The 17020-nt window shown below is 43.7% G+C and carries 17 protein-coding genes and 1 riboswitch; of the genes, 2 read left to right on the plus strand and 15 right to left on the minus strand.

All coding sequences use genetic code 11. The features are described 5' to 3' along the window. Nucleotides 1–4: 4 nt before the first annotated feature. The 8 genes from GC093_RS33520 to GC093_RS33555 all read right to left on the minus strand — a co-directional run bounded on the left by GC093_RS33520 (nt 5) and on the right by GC093_RS33555 (nt 8278). The gene (locus GC093_RS33520; protein ID WP_171656305.1) at nt 5–1348 is read right to left on the minus strand and encodes an ABC transporter substrate-binding protein; all 1344 of its coding nucleotides are present in this window, start codon (nt 1346–1348) and stop codon (nt 5–7) included. A gap of 52 nt (nt 1349–1400) precedes the next feature. After that, on the minus strand, nt 1401–2210 hold the full coding sequence (locus GC093_RS33525; RefSeq protein WP_376768697.1) for a carbohydrate ABC transporter permease: 810 nt from the start codon (nt 2208–2210) through the stop codon (nt 1401–1403). Nucleotides 2211–2270: 60 nt separating this feature from the next. Beyond that, nucleotides 2271–3149, minus strand: a complete 879-nt coding sequence (locus GC093_RS33530) for a carbohydrate ABC transporter permease (protein WP_171656307.1) — start codon at nt 3147–3149, stop codon at nt 2271–2273. After that, nucleotides 3142–4194 (minus strand): ABC transporter ATP-binding protein, encoded by a 1053-nt coding sequence (locus tag GC093_RS33535; protein ID WP_171656308.1) that lies wholly within the window; start codon nt 4192–4194, stop codon nt 3142–3144. The genes GC093_RS33530 and GC093_RS33535 overlap by 8 nt, the downstream gene beginning before the upstream one ends. Before the next feature lie 30 nt (nt 4195–4224). Further along, the gene (locus GC093_RS33540) at nt 4225–4986 is read right to left on the minus strand and encodes a DeoR/GlpR family DNA-binding transcription regulator (RefSeq protein ID WP_171656309.1); all 762 of its coding nucleotides are present in this window, start codon (nt 4984–4986) and stop codon (nt 4225–4227) included. A 51-nt stretch (nt 4987–5037) separates the two neighbouring features. Further along, nucleotides 5038–6246 carry a sn-glycerol-1-phosphate dehydrogenase gene (locus GC093_RS33545; protein WP_171656310.1) on the minus strand — a complete coding sequence of 403 codons (1209 nt, stop codon included), beginning with the start codon at nt 6244–6246 and terminating at the stop codon, nt 5038–5040. Nucleotides 6247–6498: 252 nt separating this feature from the next. Continuing rightward, nucleotides 6499–7710, minus strand: coding sequence for an aspartate aminotransferase family protein (locus tag GC093_RS33550; protein WP_171656311.1), 1212 nt, complete (start codon nt 7708–7710; stop codon nt 6499–6501). 268 nt (nt 7711–7978) lie between these two features. After that, complete coding sequence (locus tag GC093_RS33555) at nt 7979–8278, minus strand: hypothetical protein (RefSeq protein ID WP_171656312.1); 300 nt, start codon at nt 8276–8278, stop codon at nt 7979–7981. Between the two features lie 217 nt (nt 8279–8495). Continuing rightward, a riboswitch (cyclic di-GMP riboswitch) is annotated at nt 8496–8582 on the plus strand. Between the two features lie 96 nt (nt 8583–8678). On the opposite strand from GC093_RS33555, the gene GC093_RS33560 reads away from it, so the two are divergent. Beyond that, on the plus strand, nt 8679–9134 hold the full coding sequence (locus GC093_RS33560; RefSeq protein WP_171656313.1) for a chemotaxis protein CheX: 456 nt from the start codon (nt 8679–8681) through the stop codon (nt 9132–9134). A 48-nt stretch (nt 9135–9182) separates the two neighbouring features. Here the strand turns inward: GC093_RS33560 and GC093_RS33565 are convergent, their stop codons facing one another. Next, nucleotides 9183–10451 carry an MFS transporter gene (locus GC093_RS33565; RefSeq protein ID WP_171656314.1) on the minus strand — a complete coding sequence of 423 codons (1269 nt, stop codon included), beginning with the start codon at nt 10449–10451 and terminating at the stop codon, nt 9183–9185. Between the two features lie 307 nt (nt 10452–10758). Here GC093_RS33565 and GC093_RS33570 point away from each other — a divergent pair, with 307 nt between their 5' ends. Continuing rightward, entirely contained in the window at nt 10759–11682 is a 924-nt protein-coding gene (locus GC093_RS33570; RefSeq protein ID WP_171656315.1) for a LysR family transcriptional regulator, read from the plus strand. Between the two features lie 6 nt (nt 11683–11688). On the opposite strand, the gene GC093_RS36530 is transcribed toward GC093_RS33570, so the two are convergent. The 6 genes from GC093_RS36530 to ybaK all read right to left on the minus strand — a co-directional run bounded on the left by GC093_RS36530 (nt 11689) and on the right by ybaK (nt 16992). After that, nucleotides 11689–13107: a peptidoglycan DD-metalloendopeptidase family protein gene (locus tag GC093_RS36530; RefSeq protein WP_281365358.1), complete on the minus strand. Its 1419-nt coding sequence runs from the start codon at nt 13105–13107 to the stop codon at nt 11689–11691. Between the two features lie 187 nt (nt 13108–13294). Next, the gene (locus tag GC093_RS33580) at nt 13295–14494 is read right to left on the minus strand and encodes a PD-(D/E)XK nuclease family protein (protein ID WP_171656316.1); all 1200 of its coding nucleotides are present in this window, start codon (nt 14492–14494) and stop codon (nt 13295–13297) included. 154 nt (nt 14495–14648) lie between these two features. Further along, nucleotides 14649–15257, minus strand: coding sequence for a transglutaminase-like domain-containing protein (locus GC093_RS33585; RefSeq protein ID WP_171656317.1), 609 nt, complete (start codon nt 15255–15257; stop codon nt 14649–14651). Nucleotides 15258–15425: 168 nt separating this feature from the next. Continuing rightward, nucleotides 15426–16199 carry a YhfC family intramembrane metalloprotease gene (locus tag GC093_RS33590; protein WP_171656318.1) on the minus strand — a complete coding sequence of 258 codons (774 nt, stop codon included), beginning with the start codon at nt 16197–16199 and terminating at the stop codon, nt 15426–15428. Nucleotides 16200–16249: 50 nt separating this feature from the next. Then, nucleotides 16250–16477, minus strand: coding sequence for a helix-turn-helix domain-containing protein (locus tag GC093_RS33595; RefSeq protein ID WP_171656319.1), 228 nt, complete (start codon nt 16475–16477; stop codon nt 16250–16252). Nucleotides 16478–16518: 41 nt separating this feature from the next. Then, nucleotides 16519–16992, minus strand: a complete 474-nt coding sequence (gene ybaK / locus GC093_RS33600; RefSeq protein WP_171656320.1) for a Cys-tRNA(Pro) deacylase — start codon at nt 16990–16992, stop codon at nt 16519–16521. Between the last annotated feature and the right edge of the window lie 28 nt (nt 16993–17020).

Below are 17020 nucleotides of genomic sequence, written 5' to 3' on the forward strand. Positions count from 1 at the left end.
GCGGTTACTTAGCTAGAATTCTTTCGGCTTCTTTTTTGAACGTGTCCAGTGTGGACTGAACATTCTTACTGTCATACATGACAGCTTCTATTGCTGAGAAAAACTCATGCATAACCTCCGGCCAAGCTACATCCTTATTCGTATCGACAGCATATTGAAGCTGATCATACGCCACTTTACGATTCGGTTCCTTTGCCCAGAGCTCTTTGATTTCCTTGGATTCAACCATAGTTTTAGTGAAAGGAAGGTAGCCTGACTGCAGAATGAACGGTAAAGCTCCTTGAGAATCAGTCTCCATCCAACGTATAAATTCCCATGCAGCTGCCTTGTTTTTCGAAGAAGACAGCATAGAGATATTAGCCCCACCGGTAGGATTGGCATACATCTTATCCTGAGGTAAGAATGCCGTTACATAGTTAAACTTAACGCTGCTCGCCAAACCTCCAATGCTTCCAGTTGATCCGTACATAATCCCAACCTTACCATCAACAAACATCTGTGTGGTAATATTTCCCGAATCCTTAGCTGGCGGATAATATAAAGCCCCTGTGCTTTGAAGGTTCTTAAGGTAGTTAAACACTTTAACTCCGACTCCATTATCTTGAAATCCGATTGTCTTTTTATCATCACTAAAGAATTTACCGCCAGCCTGCGAAATCATAGCAATTGGATACCAAGTATCATAAGGCATAGTTACACCATAACGCTTATATTCGTTGTTTTCTTTGATGACAAGCGCTTCGGCGACTTTCTTCAATTCATCCCAATTTGTTGGTATCGCAAGCCCTTTCTCATCCAGCATCGTTTTGTTAATATGCATAATTGGAGTCGAACGGTTTAACGGTAAGGATACCAGCTTTTTATTGAAAGTCGAATGTCCCATTAAACCTGGGTTAAAAATATCAACGCTTATGTTAGAGGTTTTCATCATAGGTGTCATGTCCTCCAAAACATCAGCATCTGCAAAAAGCTCTACATAAGCTCGTTCCAGCATACTCACATCCGGAGCATTCTTCGAGGCAATCGCCTGCTGAAGCTTGGTCACCGTCTCGTCATAGCTCCCTTGAAAGGTTCCTACCACCTCAATATCCTTATGACTCTCATTAAACCTTTTGATCATGGCATCCGTGTATTCACCGTTCTTGCCGCCCAAGGAATGCCAGAACTGCACAGTTACCTTGCCACCGGCTTTGGCAGGCTCTGCTGCCTTCGCAGGCTCAGTGGTCTTGCTAGGCTCTGAAGGCTTGGCAGCCGCTGGAGCTACTGACTCGGGCTGACCCCCGGAGCAGCCTGCAATTAATCCTAAAACGACTGGCACTGCCAACATTTTACTTAGCTTGTTTCTCATTTAAATTACCTCCATGTGAGTTTTTATATTTTATTTGAAAGGGACTACACTCTTACTTAATCCCTGAGTAAACAAAAGCTTTCACAATTTGCTTGGAGCAAAACAGATAAACGACAAGAATGGGGACAACCAAAACCACATTGCCAGCCATGATAATATGCCAGTTGCTAATGCCCTCAGTCTCCCGAAGCATCGCGATGCCCACCGTAAGCGGACGGATCGCAGCTGAATCTGTCATAATCAAAGGCCAGAAGTAATCATTCCAATGACTGACGAAGCTAAAAAGCGCGATTGTAGCCAGTGCTGCCTTGGACATAGGAATCATAATGTGGCACATAATTTTAAACTCGCTGGCATTATCCAGTCTGGCCGCCTCTACAATTTCCTGCGGAATTTGCATAAAATATTGGCGCAGCAGAAAAATGCCGAATGCACTGGACATGAAGGGAATGATCTGTGGAAGCAGCGTCTTGCTAATCCCCCAATCAGCCATCATCAAATAGACGGGAATGAAGGTAATCTGACCAGGAATCATAAAAGCCAGCAGTACCAGGCCGAACAAGATGTTTTTCCCACGGAATTTGTACTTGGCGAAGGCATAAGCCGCAGGAATCATCACAATCAACTGGAGAATAATGATGGAGCCCGTGATGATTACAGAGTTTTTAGCATACGTCAGAAAGGGTCCGGCACTCATGGCCTCTACAAAATTGATCCACTGTGGCGATGCCGGAATCAAGGTTGGCGGAAATGATAAGGTCTCCCTAAACGTTTGAAGTGAGGTGGAAATCATCCATAGAAACGGGAAAATGAAAACCATTAGAACAATCAGTTTTAATAAAAAGCCCCATGTCAGCCTCATATATTTGAATTCATATGTTTTCAAGTACGAATTCCCCTTTGGGGTGGTCCGATTGACCACCTATTGATAATGTACTCTTTTGGACAACACTCGGAAGTAAACAAAGGTCAAAAGTCCGATGATCGCCATCAGAACCACTCCGGTAGCTGCTGAGTAACCAATATTCGTTGTTCTATACTTAAAAATATAATAAACAATAGTACTAGTTGCGTCGTTCGGGCCCCCTCCTGTCATAACTTGAACAGTGTCAAAGACCTTAAAGGAACCGATGGTCATAATAATTAGAATGAAAAACAGCTGCGGTGAAATGAGCGGTAGTGTGATTTTGTAAAATATCTTGAACCTGCTGGCGTTATCTAATGCTGCAGCTTCATAAATCGCGGGAGATATGCTCTGAAGAGCGGCCACGATAATTAAAGTGTAGTAGCCGATGCCCTGCCACACCGATACAATAATGACTGATATTAGCGCCGTATTAGAACTTTGCAGCCACTGGGATGTCGGTAAGCCCAGCGACTTGAGCAAAAAGTTGAGCAAGCCATGGTTAGGCTCCATTAGCCACAGCCAAACCAGCGAAATGGATACAATGGAAACGATATGCGGTGTGAATAGGCCAGCTTGAATTATTGCATTAAATCGGCTCCTTTTAGAGAGCCATATCGCAATAAGCAGAGATAGAATCATCGTCAGAATAACTACACCAACTGAATATAGCAGTGTATTTGTCAGAGCCTTGTAAAAATCTGCTCGAGTGAAAATTTGAGTGAAGTTATCCAATCCGATGAATTTACTTTTAGCTTGGTTCATCAGGTTGTACTTAAAAAAACTTAAATAAATTAAGTAAATGATAGGGTACATGACAAACATACAAATGCCTGCCATAGCCGGAGCGATCATAAGATACGGACGAACGGATTCCCAAATTGTTTTTTTATCCATTCCGATACCCTCTCAGCACGTCCAAATATTTACGGAAATGAATGTGGTCTTCACCTATACGGTTTTCATCCGCTCCGAAGAAATATATTTTGGCAGCTGTAACTCCCAAATGTACCTTTTGATCAACTGAAAACTGATCTTCAATACATTTAATCATGAACGAATCGCGGTCGGTTCTCACTTGATATAGAGTTTCGGATCCAAGCATCTCTCTCGTAGCAATCACTCCCTGTGTGGAGTAATGCAGCTCACCTGGTTCGTTGGACAATACTGCACTCTCTGGACGAAATCCGAATTTCACGCCATCCACACCAAGGTCTCCTACATTCATCGGAGGAACTCCAATAAACTGAGCAGCGAACAGATTGTTAGGCTGATTATAAATCACCTCCGGTGGAGCCTCTTGTTTAATAAGACCTTGATTCATAAGGACGATTGTATCGGCCATCGACATAGCTTCAACTTGATCATGAGTGACATATACAAAAGTGGTACCCAGCTTTTTGTGGAGCTCGATCAGCTCAAGGCGCATCTGCGCTCTGAGCTTGGCATCCAGGTTAGACAAGGGCTCATCCATTAGAAATACCGATGGTTTCTTAACCATGGCACGAGCCAGAGCAACACGCTGACGCTGGCCCCCAGATAAAGTGGATGGCTTGCGGTCAAGATAATTCTTCAATCCTACCGTGGCACTGATACTTTCTACCAGCTTCGTTCTTTCTGCTTTGTCTACCTTGTTGTTTATTAATCCAAATTCAATATTCTCGCGAACCGACATGGTAGGGTAAAGTGCATAGTTTTGGAAAACCATAGCTACGCCTCTTTGACCAGGTGCAGTACGGGTCACGTCCTTACCATCGATGAACACAGAGCCTGATGTCTGAGGATCAAGCCCTGCGATCATTCTTAGAAGCGTGGTCTTCCCACACCCCGAAGGACCTACCAATACGGTGAATTTTCCATCCTCAATTTTTAAATCCAAGTCTTTGATGACCACGCTTTTTTCAAAAGATTTCGTAACACGGACAAACTCGATGGATGCCAAGAGTATTCCCCCTCCTCTTCCTTAGAACGTTCAAACCGTTACTACGTTAATTCCCCATTCTTGAAATGGCTTGAGATCGAAGTCGGACGCTTCCTTCCCCGTAATCAATGTGTGAATTGAACTATTGGGAGCCACTGAATGCAGTGAAAGCTTACCAATCTTACTGTCATCTGTGACCACTACAATTTCTCTGGCAGCTTGGATCATTCCCTGTTTTGCCGGCACCAACTGAGCTTCAGGATGCATTAACCCGTGCTGCGGATGCAGAGCAGGAGTTCCTATAAACGCCTTTTCCACGTGCAGCGACTTGAGTACATAATCCGTGAACATACCATTGAGCATATAACTGGATGGATACAGCTCTCCCCCGGTCAAAATAACCTTAACCCTCGGTGCGTCACGCAGCTCTGCTGCTACGTTCATATCATTGGTTACCACCGTAATATTAGATCGATGAACCAAATTTCTCGCGATATGCAGGGTAGTCGTCCCGGAATCGATGATTATGTTTTCTCCATCCTCCACCAAACTTGCTGCCATTTGACCGATTCTCATCTTTTGCTCCAGGCACTGATTCGTTCTTTCGTTAAAAGGAGGCTCGTCATGCGTCCATTGCTCAACAATGACTCCACCGTGTGTCCTCTTTAGGAGACCCTCTTGTTCAATTTCAGTAAGGTCTCGTCGGATCGTCGCCTCATGCACGTTAAATTCCTTGGCAAGCACTGCAATGGTCGCTGTGCGATACTGCCTTACAAATTCCACAATTCTCATTTTTCGTTGCACTGCTAACAAAAAACATCCCTCACTTTGCATAAATCATGCTGATTTCCTTGCGAATCTTCTTTACTCTTGTATGTCTAACCTTTCATTGTAAGCTCTTAAAAGCGTAAAGCGATTGAGACGAACCTGATGGGCTTCACGCAAGCTGCGATCCAGCAGCTCATCACTAACTGAGAGCTCCTCAACCGATACAGGGCCGCCCACTTTTTTCAAAAGCTTTCTAAGCCTCTCATCATTAGGAATGTCTAGAATCTCCCTGCGAATCTGCTCCCAATTAGCTGTGATTGCGTCAGCCTTCTCTTCTTCACCCGACAATGAAGGTTGCTTCCAGCCTTCCTGGGCGATCCTATGATACAGCTTGGAGATTTCCATAGAAGCAACGCCTACTTTAGCTCCATGCAGCAGCTGTCTTCTGCCTAGACGGATATACTCCATTTCCCAGTAATGCGACAAATGGTGCTCAGCACCTGAGGCCGGATGAGAGTTACCATATAACAGCATGGCAAGACCTGATTCGATCAGCGCACTAATTAATGTGCGGATTCCCTCAGCCTGCCTTTCAGCGATTAGATCCACATGCTCTACGCATTGCAGCAAAGCGGATTTGGTTATATCTGCTGCCGCCTGCAAGTAAGGTTCCCCAGCAACTAACGATCCGAATTTCCAATCAAACAATGATGTATATTTACCTAGCATGTCGCCAAACCCCGCAGCTACCAAAGCTTCCGGAGCCTTCACCAGAACATCAAGATCTGCAAAAATAGCATCCGGGCCTATTGCAGGAATGGTTACCTTTTCCCCTCGTATGAGGATTGGAGCCCCTTTGGAATTAAATCCGTCTACCGAAGGCGCTGTTGGCACAGAGATAAAGGGAATTCCCGAAATATAAGCCGAGTACCTGACGATATCATGAAGGGTGCCCCCGCCCACAGCAATTACGACTTCCGCAGCATATTGCTTGATATCAGCTATCAATTGAATCAGAGAAGCTTCGTCGGCTATAACGTCGCCTTGGCGGTCTGGCTTGATGATCGTTACTTGTACGGAAATTGAGGCGTTTTCTACGAATTCATTCAGCTTATTACCTGCCACCTCATAAGTTATTGAATCCGCTGCTATAATAACTTTTCGGTAGTGTTTCCCTTGTAAGTAGGAAGCCACTTCCAGGATAGCCCCTGCTTCAATGCGGATGAGATCCAAATCAATTGCTTTAAGTACATTTTCATCACAGCCCGCAGCCGCCAATTTGATTTTTGTTAAAATATCGGTCAATAGGATCCTTCCTTTCTGCTATGTACATTTCAAACAAAAACAATCATATATTGTTTATTTTATTTATCCGTTGCTCGTTTATGTTCATTTTGATTATATTAATTAAACATTTTGCGAGTATTAAACCGGCATGAATAAATTGTAAAAATTAATAGGGGATAGGAGGCGTCAGCAAAAAAAAGACCCTATTATCCATGAGATAAAAAGGTCCGATTGTATTCTTATTTAATTCTTCTACCAAATAAGCTTACCTTACGAAATATGCAATCTGTCCAGTACTCCACATAATATTTGAAGCATGTTATCAATTTCATCCTTTGATACGATAAGAGGAGGCATCAAGCGAACGGTGGATGAATTAGGAGAGTTGATCAGCAAGCCGTCCTTTAGACATTCAGAGACTAGTTCAGTCCCCCTAGCTTCCGGGAGGTCAAAGGCAAGCAGCAAGCCCTTGCCGCGCAGCTGTTTTAATTGATAGCTATGAGCAATCTCGCGCAGGCTGTTCATCAAATAATTTCCTTGTTCCTCTGCCTGATAGGACAATTCCTTATTAATGATTTCATTAACTACTGCAAATCCCACTGCCATAGCCAAGGGTTGCCCGGAATAAGTGCCCCCTTGATCTCCGGGTTCAAAGATGTTATAAGGCTCTTTAACTAATAAGGCTGAAAGAGGGAACCCTCCGCCAATTCCTTTGCCCAATGTCATGACATCCGCTTCGATTCCATAATGCTCATAAGCAAACAGTTTTCCCGTTCTTCCAAGTCCTGTTTGAATTTCATCAAAAATCAGCATAAGGCCTAAATCATCACACACTTTGCGCAAGCGGTTCAAATATTCGGCATCAACTGTATGAACCCCGCCCTCACCTTGAATAAGCTCTAACATAATAGCGCAAGTATTGGGATTGATAGCCTCTAAACAAGCTTCTATATCATTCAATGGTACATGCTTAAAGCCCGGCACTTTGGGTGAAAATAAGGATTCCCACTGCTGTTTTCCAGTTGCAGACATCATAGCTAGGGTACGTCCATGGAAGCTATTTGTTGTTGTAATAATCTCAAAAGCTCCACCCAAGTTTTTTTGACCATGTTTTCTCGCTAATTTAATTGCGCCTTCATTGGCTTCCGCCCCACTGCTTGCAAAGAATACCCTGTCGAAGCACGAATTTCCTGTTAATAAGCTAGCAAGCTCAATCATCGGTTTATTGTAGAATGAAGGGCTCGAATTAATTAAAGTGCCAGCTTGTCGATTCAGTGCCTCTCGGATAATCTCGGGTGAATGCCCCAAACAGGTAACAGCCCATCCCCCGACAAAATCCAGGTACCGCTTACCGTCCGTGTCCCACAAGTACATGCCTTCGCCACGTTCCATTACAAGCTCTGGGCGAGCCGCAGTAAATAAAATCGATTTCTTTGCTTCATCCAACAGCTGAGAAGTTTCCAAGGCCACTTGATATTCCATACCATCACCCCTAATCAATAATGAATAATTATACATATTTATGAATATTAATTCAATCATTTTGTAATATATTATATCTCTTGGCCTACGAAAAGCATTTCACATTGCAGCCCGTATTGATCATCAAATCCAACACGTTTGCTTTTGCTTGTACTTTCTATTCAAACAGTAAAAAACAGCAGCTGCCGCATATTGCGGTGCTGCTGTCATCATAAGCTATATGATATAGTATTCGATTCAAAATGTAAGAGAAGGGATCGAAGCAGTATTATTCAGTCGCTTCCGCGTCTGAACCGGACTCATCGGATTCGGAATCCTCAGACTCAGCGGACTCTTCTTCGGATTCCTCTGCTGATTCTTCAGCTGATTCCTCGGCAGACTCTTCCTCTGAACTGTCAGCTTCTTCCTCTGCCTCATCAGCGGATTCGGAATCTGATTCCTCACTCTCTTCTGCTTCATCTGCAGCCTCTGCTTCAATTTCTTCTTCCTCTGCTTCTACTTCTTCAGCCTCTTCGATAGCTTCCTCATCCGACAACAATACTTCTTGTTCTACTGCTTCGATTTCCATATTTTATCCCTCCATTAGTAGCCCAGGCTCTAACCCAAGCCTAGTATTATACTATTAGGAGATTACAACTTTTAGTACTATAATCTTTTTTATTTTCATTATTCATTTACTATCATTTTCACATCGTTTGAATGATTTATTTTTCATTCCTAATATTGTAGCAGTGTGATATGATAGTTTTAGTACTTTGTAACCAGTTCTTATAACCTACATGCTACAACGATAATAGCAAACCTGTCGAAAGACAGGGACGCAAAGCCACAGGTCTAAGGGAAATCATTCCTAGGATAGCTGGGTTGCCGAAATGCAGCTTTACTTTTTTTTTCAGAAAAAGGACGGCTCCCATTCGGAGCAGTCCTTTTTAGTTTAATCTATCTAAATCAGGCAGGGGGAATTCATTATGCAAGCAAGCTATATCAATCCATTTTTGGCAGCATCTATCCATGTGATCGAAACCTTTGTACAAACAAAACCTTCGATCGGCCAGCTTACCGTAATGAAATTAGAGCTGGTGGAAAAACACATTTGGTTAAAAGTGGGAATCGTTGGGCATTTCAAGGGTGATGTTGTATTCGGCTTTCCAGAGCAAGTAGCCATGAGAATCGTATCCGCCATGATGGGGGGATACGCAATAACCGAATTGGACGAAATGTGTCAAAGCGCAATTTCCGAGCTAGGCAACATGATTAGCGGCAATGCCAGCACGATGCTGTATAACGACGGAATTCATGTGGACATCACACCTCCGAATATTTTAGCTGATCATCATATTTCCTTGGATAGCAAAGTGATTGCCGTTCCATTATCAATAACGAATGTAGGAGATTTTCATATCCATATGTTAATACCCGGTTAATATCAGAGTCGGTTTCTCTTCGACCGCAGAGCCGTAATGGTGTTGTATTCAAAGTTTGGATGACGGCTCCGCGGAAGCGGAAGTAGAAGTTACGGCTTCGCTTTTCACAGGTGCAGCGCGGTTGGAACTGTAAACGGCAAAGCCCAGCATCGTTGCAAGGAGCATACCGCCGCCTGTGTAGAACGCTGCGGTCAAACCTAGCGATTGTCCCAGTAGACCAAACATGGCTGGAGCGGTCATTTGTGATAAACGGTTTGTTAAGAGGCGAAGCCCCATGACCTTTCCTCGTTCCGACTCCTTCGTTTCCTCCACCATAATCATAATGGTCACGGGCAAATTCATACCAATTGAGCTGCCAAGCAAGAACGTGATTATGCCAATTCCGATAATGTGCAAGGAAGCCACAGGAATGAAGATCAGACACACTGAAGCTATGCAGCCTGCAGTGAGCAGAATCGTTTCCAATGTTACCCGTTTCATAAACTGCCCCAGTAAGAATCGCGATACCAGACCGGACAAGCCCATCAGCGAGATAACTGATGAAATAATTAAGGCAGAATAGCCATGTTCATTTAAATAAAGCGGAATGAAACTACCGTATAAGGACTGAATGAACATAATCAGAAATGTACCCATAAGTCCAAACTGGACACCCCTGTGGCGGGTTAAATGAATTCCGCTGATATAGCTGTTCAGCATTTCCTTAGGTTTAAAAAGCTCCTTCGTTCGTGTCAGCTGTCCAGGTCCATCTGGACTCTTGATCATCGAAACGAGGATAAAACAAACTGAGCATACGATAAAAGAAGCAATAAAAGCAGAGCGGTAGCTCCACAATGAAGAACCATAATAGGAAACGACTAGTCCTCCTAAGAGCGGTCCAGCCATGTTACCTACAGAAGACCACATGGAGAAGCGGTTGATGTTCTTATTGCGTCTGGCCTTATCCTGCTCCCCATCCGTAGCAAGAACCTGTAGCGAGGAAGCCATAATTATCATACTAGCTCCAAGAAGAACCTGCGAAACCGCCAGCACTAACAGCGTGCTGCTCCATGACATGATCGCTAATGAAGTCATAAGCAATAAGCAGCCGATCTTAGTCATCCGAAGGGGTCCCAAGGTATCGATCATTTGCCCAATCGGCATTGCAATAAACATGGGCAACAGAGACCTGAGCGTTACAATTAATCCAATCAACGCAGTAGAAGCCCCAAGCGCATCCGCATAAAGCGTAAAAAACGGCTGGGCCACCGTCATCACTCCGAAAAACACACCTCCACCATAAATCCCAATCGCTCGCACCGCTTTTTCCGAATTCACAGCAAGTCACCTTCTTTGTCTCTTCTAATTGTCTCTTGTATTGGTGAGCTTAAGGGGATATTCTAACTTAAGGAGAGGTACTAGTTACCCGCAGCTCTCACTCCTAGTATTTATGAAACTAATAAACAGCCCAGGACGATGTCCTGAACAATCTTCCGTACTCCTTATTTATCTTTATTTTATGGCGATTTTGATGCCAAGTATATATCCAAATCTGAATGACCTTATTCATTTTTTGAATACATAGTCCACAAAGACGGTCGACAAATAGCATTAAACCAATAAACTAAGAAACTGGCGGTGTTTCATGACCTTTGATCAAATCTTAACCTTCGTGACGGTTTACCGTTTAGGGAGCATTTCCAAAGCCGCGGAAAGGCTGTACTTGCCCCAACCTACGGTTTCACACAGAATCAAGCAGTTGGAGAGAGAATTGGGCAAGCCTTTACTTATTCGAGCCCATGGAATAGTCCGGCTATCTGAGGAAGGCAGTGCCTTCCTCCCCTATGCCTTAAATGCGCTGGCTGCTCTTGACCAAGGCCGTGAGGCTGTGGATCATCTCAAGCAAGGATTGACTGGCAAGCTTTCTTTTGGCTGCGTCAATTCATTTGCCAGTATCATCCTGCCTCCGATTCTGGATAGCTTTAGTAAAGCTTACCCAAACATCGCATTGCAGGTGCTTTGCTGCACTACCCAAGAGCAAATCAAGATGATTAAGAACAAGCATTTTCAGTTCGGCATTACACGTTATACAGCCAATGATCCTTCAATCACTTTCCGGCTGCTGCATTCGCACCCAGTCTATGCCATCGTTTCGGAGGAGCATCCGTATGCCGGTCGTGAATCCTTGAAGCTTCAGGATGTATTAAAGGAACAGCTCATTCTTTACGAGCCTGAGAGCATGTTTCGCAAAAAAATAGATCTCACCTTCAATGATCTGAACCTGCATTATAATGCCCATTATGAAACAAACAATTTGCAATTGATTAAACATTGGATCAAGAGCACGTTAGGTATTTTTCTGTCGTTCCCTCTTTACATTCAGGCGGAGATCGATTCGGGAGAAATGTACGCTATTCCCATCGAGCAAAATCCATTCCCGCTCAATCAACTGTTTCTCATGTATCGGGAAGAAGAATTAAACAGCGTGGATTATTTATTTTTGCGTCATTTTCAAAAGGCTATGGAACCATTCCACCCCGTCGATTCTGATGAACATGACTCTTTCTAATAATGACTAAGGTGCAGGCTGAAACCAGTTAAACGGCTTGGTATTAAAAAACAAATTGGGGTTAGCCTGCATATTGTGCGCCCAAAATGTAAAATGCAGATGGGGACCGGTGGAAAACCCAGTTGTCCCTACAAGGCCGATAATATCCCCCTGCTTCACATGGTCTCCTGTTTTAACCTTCAGCTCAGATAAATGAGCATATTGGGAGAATAAGTTCATACCATGATCGATATAAATAGAATTTCCTGTCAAATAAAGACTCTCGGCGAGAGCTACAATACCGTCATTAGTCGCCTTGATAGGAGTCCCCGTCTTCGCCGCAAGATCAATAGCCATATGACTGCTGTCAAGCTTGCCGTTCACATATCTCGTATAACCGTACGGTGTAGTCAGGATGCCTTCAATAGGTTGAATAAACGGGGAGGAAAATAAAAATTCCGGCTCGGACTTACTTCTTGCCAGGTCTATTTTCTTCTGATCCGCTTGAATGGTTTTTGTATCCTGCTTCATGCTTTCCATTTGCTTCGTCACTTGCAAGTATTGGGTTTCGAATTTCTTCTCCTTGATCGTAAGCGTCTTGTCTCCGATTGGATAGCTCCCTGCCTTAGTATTCATGGGGATCGGCAGATAAGTAAAGTAACCGGAAGCGAATGGCTGAAGCTCATATGTTTTTCCCTGCCACTCCACATTACCGGGAGAACGGTGACGTACCAGTACAATGTCCCCGCGGGCTGCCGTTTCAGGCATTAACGTCCACTCCGACTGAATAGCTTTCCGTGCCGTCTCACTGTCGGCATAATATTCTGCTTCCTTCGCTATGCTTTGCAGTCGCAGACTCTCCATTTCCATCTGCTTCACAAGCTCAGGTGTAACCTGCTGTTTCCAGCTTCTACCACCATCTGTTGTTGTCCACAAGGGCGCAGAGTCTTGCCCCTCCTTGGCTATCAGCGCCCATCCGACATTTTCAGTAAGAAACTGTGACTTCTTCACTTCCAATTCCTTCGCTCCTGCTGCAATTCTCTGAATGCTCGGCAAGCTCCCTTTGATCCATTTTAGATCTTCATTTTCGACAATAGCCTTGGATGTCTGACTTGACTGATCCATCTGAACCGCAGAAGTAGCGGCAGCATACCAGCTAACTCCCCCATCATCGGTTTTCATAATTCCATCCGTATAGGAGACCCACCCATGCATGAAATCGTCCATTTGGAAATCAAGCGCCTCTCTTGGAGGTTTGGCCGGTATGGCTTTCTCTGCTGCTTGCGTAGCTCCAGTCCCGCTCTTTGGTATCATCAAGCTGCTTGCAAAATCCGGTACAAGAATAATAATCGACAAACATGACGCAGCTGCTATCCCTAATAAAGCGAGCAAATATTTCCCTTTTCGGCTGGATTGCGTTCGTTTTCCGGTACTTTCACGTCTCATATGTAAATTCCCTCTCTTTATTGGCATCCATAGACGGTCCAATTCTATTGGCCGCTACTATATATAGTACGACACCCTCCTAAAGGAATCCATAACAAATTGTCCACTAATAGTGAAGCGAGCAACAGTCGGCTAAGTAAAAGTAAGAGGTGTCGCAAAAAAAAAGCCAAGCCACAAAGTAGAAGCTCTACCTGAGGCTTGGATAAATTTCAGTTAACAAACACTTGCCTGTTTTGTCGTCGCTGCTGTTATCCTTCCAGTAAATATATATGTCAGCAGGCGGGTCGTTCTGGCTCAGCTTGCGAATCATCTTTTTGTTGTTTTCGTCCGGACAATAGAACAGATTAATTTCATGCTTTTGTGGATCGGTAACGCCTTGGTGCTTACGATTCGAGTTATTGACGGTCGTGAAGATCAGTGTGGCATCGAGCGTAGGTTTACGGACTTCATTACCGGAACTTCGCAAGACTAGCTCTTTTACCCTGTTTTTAATATCGTTCGAAGCATAATCCCTATCAAACTCAAGCTCGGTGAATACATCATAATAAAATTCAGGAATGGTTTTTCCATAGCTTCGACGTTCGGTTCCCGCTGTCTTCTCTTCCTTATACGAATGGAAGTCGGATTTGATAAATGTCAGGAATGATTTCAGTGTGTGCTTGGTATAGTCGTAAATCGGTTCGATATTGCCACAGGCCTCGTCTTGTAGTGTCCGGTTCAACATGGCGACGACATGGGCAGGCGCTTCCTCTTGTGTCTGCGCTGCATCCGGCCCCCAAGTCATATGATAACAAGGGATATTCTTTATGGAATCCGTAAACTCCAGCTTGTCCACGAGCTCAGCGAACTCTTCCACTGCCCGGATGTTCCGTTTAGGAGTAAGAAAAATAAACGACAGCGCCGGAATCTGAGCAGAAGATACCCCCCGACCGTCTGCTGCGCTTCGGCTGGCATAATACTGAATCAGTCCGGTCAGCTCCTCGTACAGCTGGTTCCCGCCCTTCTGGATGGCGCCGTCCTTGATTTTATTTTCAATGCAGAAAGCAAAGCGGGCACGATGTGGATCGGAGCTATGAAAGATCTCAATCAAAATATCGATATCTCTCGTTTTCTGTTTGCTCGTTTCGGTGTCCAGCATGACGGTCATCTCCGCCTGTACGCTGATGCTGTAAGGTGACCGCTTGGATAAATTTCTGATTCGGTCGTTGTAGATCAATTCTTTGAAGCTATCTTTATTACCGAGAATAACCGGGGTCAGAAAATATTCCAGGAACACGGAATCCAATCCGTGATTTTCGTTCGGATCAAGCAGGTAAGCGAGAAAGGAGCTCACATTCGGTTCATTGATGGATCCATCATTAGAAGCCAAAATTTTAAATATATTCATCAGGTTCTCCTCGGATGTATTCATTATCGGTATTGGCAGCTTGCTGGAAACATAACGTTTTAACGTTTTGCCTGTTCTTTTTATTCGACAAAAACCACTAAAGCCCTCTTGATTTTACCAATAACTTACAAAATGAGTTCTATAAATTGAACTGCTACAACTCTGAAGGTAAACCATGAAGATACATCGCCATACAATCTGAATGTGAACGTAATACGGCAGTTGTTTTTATGCTTGGTGTCTTGTAAATCACAGGATAGTCCATTTCATCAAATAGTTCACGTATTGGAAAAGCCAATTTCTCTTCTTCTAGCGAGAACTGTGCATCCACACCCGCTTTATTTCCGCGCGCATCTAAACGAATCCATTTCCCAATTGACTTCAGATACACAGCATTTAACGCATGAATAACGTAACCTGTATCAGGGGTATCTCCTAAGGTCAGACGTTGGTAACAAAAACCAGTCGGTATTCCTTCGGACCTTAATAAAGCACACAATAAATTCGATTTTGCATAACAAATTCCTTCTTGAAAGAATAGAACATCGGATGCTCTACATGTAATGCGTGAACTTTGGATATCCCATGAATGAGATATATTATCACGAACAAATTCAAAAGCAGACATAACAAATTTAATTTCATTTAGCGAATGGCTATTTAATTCCGCAGCTTTATCAATTATCGTGGAATGACTGAAATCAATTTCTTCGGTTTCTTCTAAATAATCATCTAAAGAACTGGATTCGCATATTAGTCGCATTCTTTTCCTCCTCATACGTTTACTAACCGCCACTAACGTTTCAGGATCACATTTAAGCAACTGTAATAATAATGCAACAAAGTGAATAATTATTCAACTCAAATATTGGGTTCAAATACGCTGCACGCAAAAAAGGAACGGCCCCATAAGCTGAGACTGTTCCTATTTCTAGCCAAACCATTTCTTCGACTTTACTATTACTACAATAGCCCCAATCCCTAATACCCATATAACAATCTCAGCTACCCACAATGATAAGAAATGAGCTTGATACATGGCGGGCGCGAAGTCGACAAGAGCATGAAGCAGGATTGCATAAAGTAAATACATACTTTTCCGATAGCGAACTCCATACAAGACAATTAGCGAGAACGCAATCTGCATAAATATCGCCGGGATCCGCTCTAACCCTCCCAGCCAAAATTCACTCTGCGCAGTATGGATCAGTCGTTCCTTGAGCTGAGCAACCTGCTCCGGCGGCAGCCCTGCTCCAAGTGATTGTTCAAGCTTGCCCGCATTAATCATCGTTGCGAAGACTATCCCCTGTACACCGGAAACAATAGCTATCAAAAAGGCCTCAATACCTCCGTGACCGATTCCTAAGGAAATGCCGTCCTTGCGTTCATGCCGATTTTTCAGCAGTAAGGAGAAGCCTAGCCAACGTCCTACCTCTTCAAATATACCCGCGGCCAGCCCTCCGTAAATGGCAAACAGCCAAGGATTCTTGAACAAATCTACCGTCGATTTATTTACGGATAATACATAATAATGCAGCCCTTTTTCCAAAACCTGCGAAAAAATGAAAAAGACGAGTATTCCGACGCCAATGGCACGATAAGAAATACCACTAGTTTTGCGAAAATATAACACAAGCGCCAAAGGAATGATTATTCCCAAGATGACCTGCACAATCATTGCCGTGATGGAACCCTGACTCACCATTTGTTCTCACTCCTTATATAAGGCTAGACAAAGTAGACCCTCGTGATGTATCATTCGTTGTCTATGCTCGTCGGGTACCCTGCGATGACTAACAATTCTTCAACATTCTCATATCTCAGTGCGTAGGCTAAGGAAATTACAATTTCTTTGGAGGGCTGGAATCTGCCGTTCTCTATTGAATTGAGTATCGAATAGCTAATGCTCGCCTTTTCTCCTAATTTGCGTAATGAAATGTCCCTTTGCTGCCGTAGTTCCTTAAGCTTGCTAGAAAAATCCAATGTACTGCCTCCGTATCATTTCGTCATTTGTATTCCCTAATCTACAGGGTAAGGTCTGTTAGAACAGCTTCAGAAACGGCTGCCAAAGCTTTGCCATCCAGAAATATTTGAAGCCCTCGACGGCCTGAACTTATACTGACTGGATTAACCTCTGAAACGGAAAGATCCATGTACAAGGGATATTTCTTCTTAACACCCAAAGGCGATACCCCTCCGCGTATATAACCCGTCAGAGCTTGAATTTCTTTTACCGGAACCATCTCGACCTTCTTATTTCCACTCACTTGAGCCAATCCTTTTAAGTTCAGCTCTTTGTCCCCAGGGATGCATGCCATAATAATTCCGGTTTTATCACCGCGCAATACTAACGTTTTGAATAGATGATCCACCGGCAAGCCTACTTTTTCAGCCACTGTAAAGGCATCTAGCTGATCCTCATTCCACTCATATTCATACAATGTATAAGATGTATGAGCCGAATCTAACATTCGGCAGGCATTCGTTTTCGCTGACATAGCTTCTCCTTGCTCCTTCACTAGATTT

The organism is Paenibacillus foliorum, from assembly GCF_013141765.1.
Classification (GTDB): domain Bacteria; phylum Bacillota; class Bacilli; order Paenibacillales; family NBRC-103111; genus Paenibacillus_S; species Paenibacillus_S foliorum.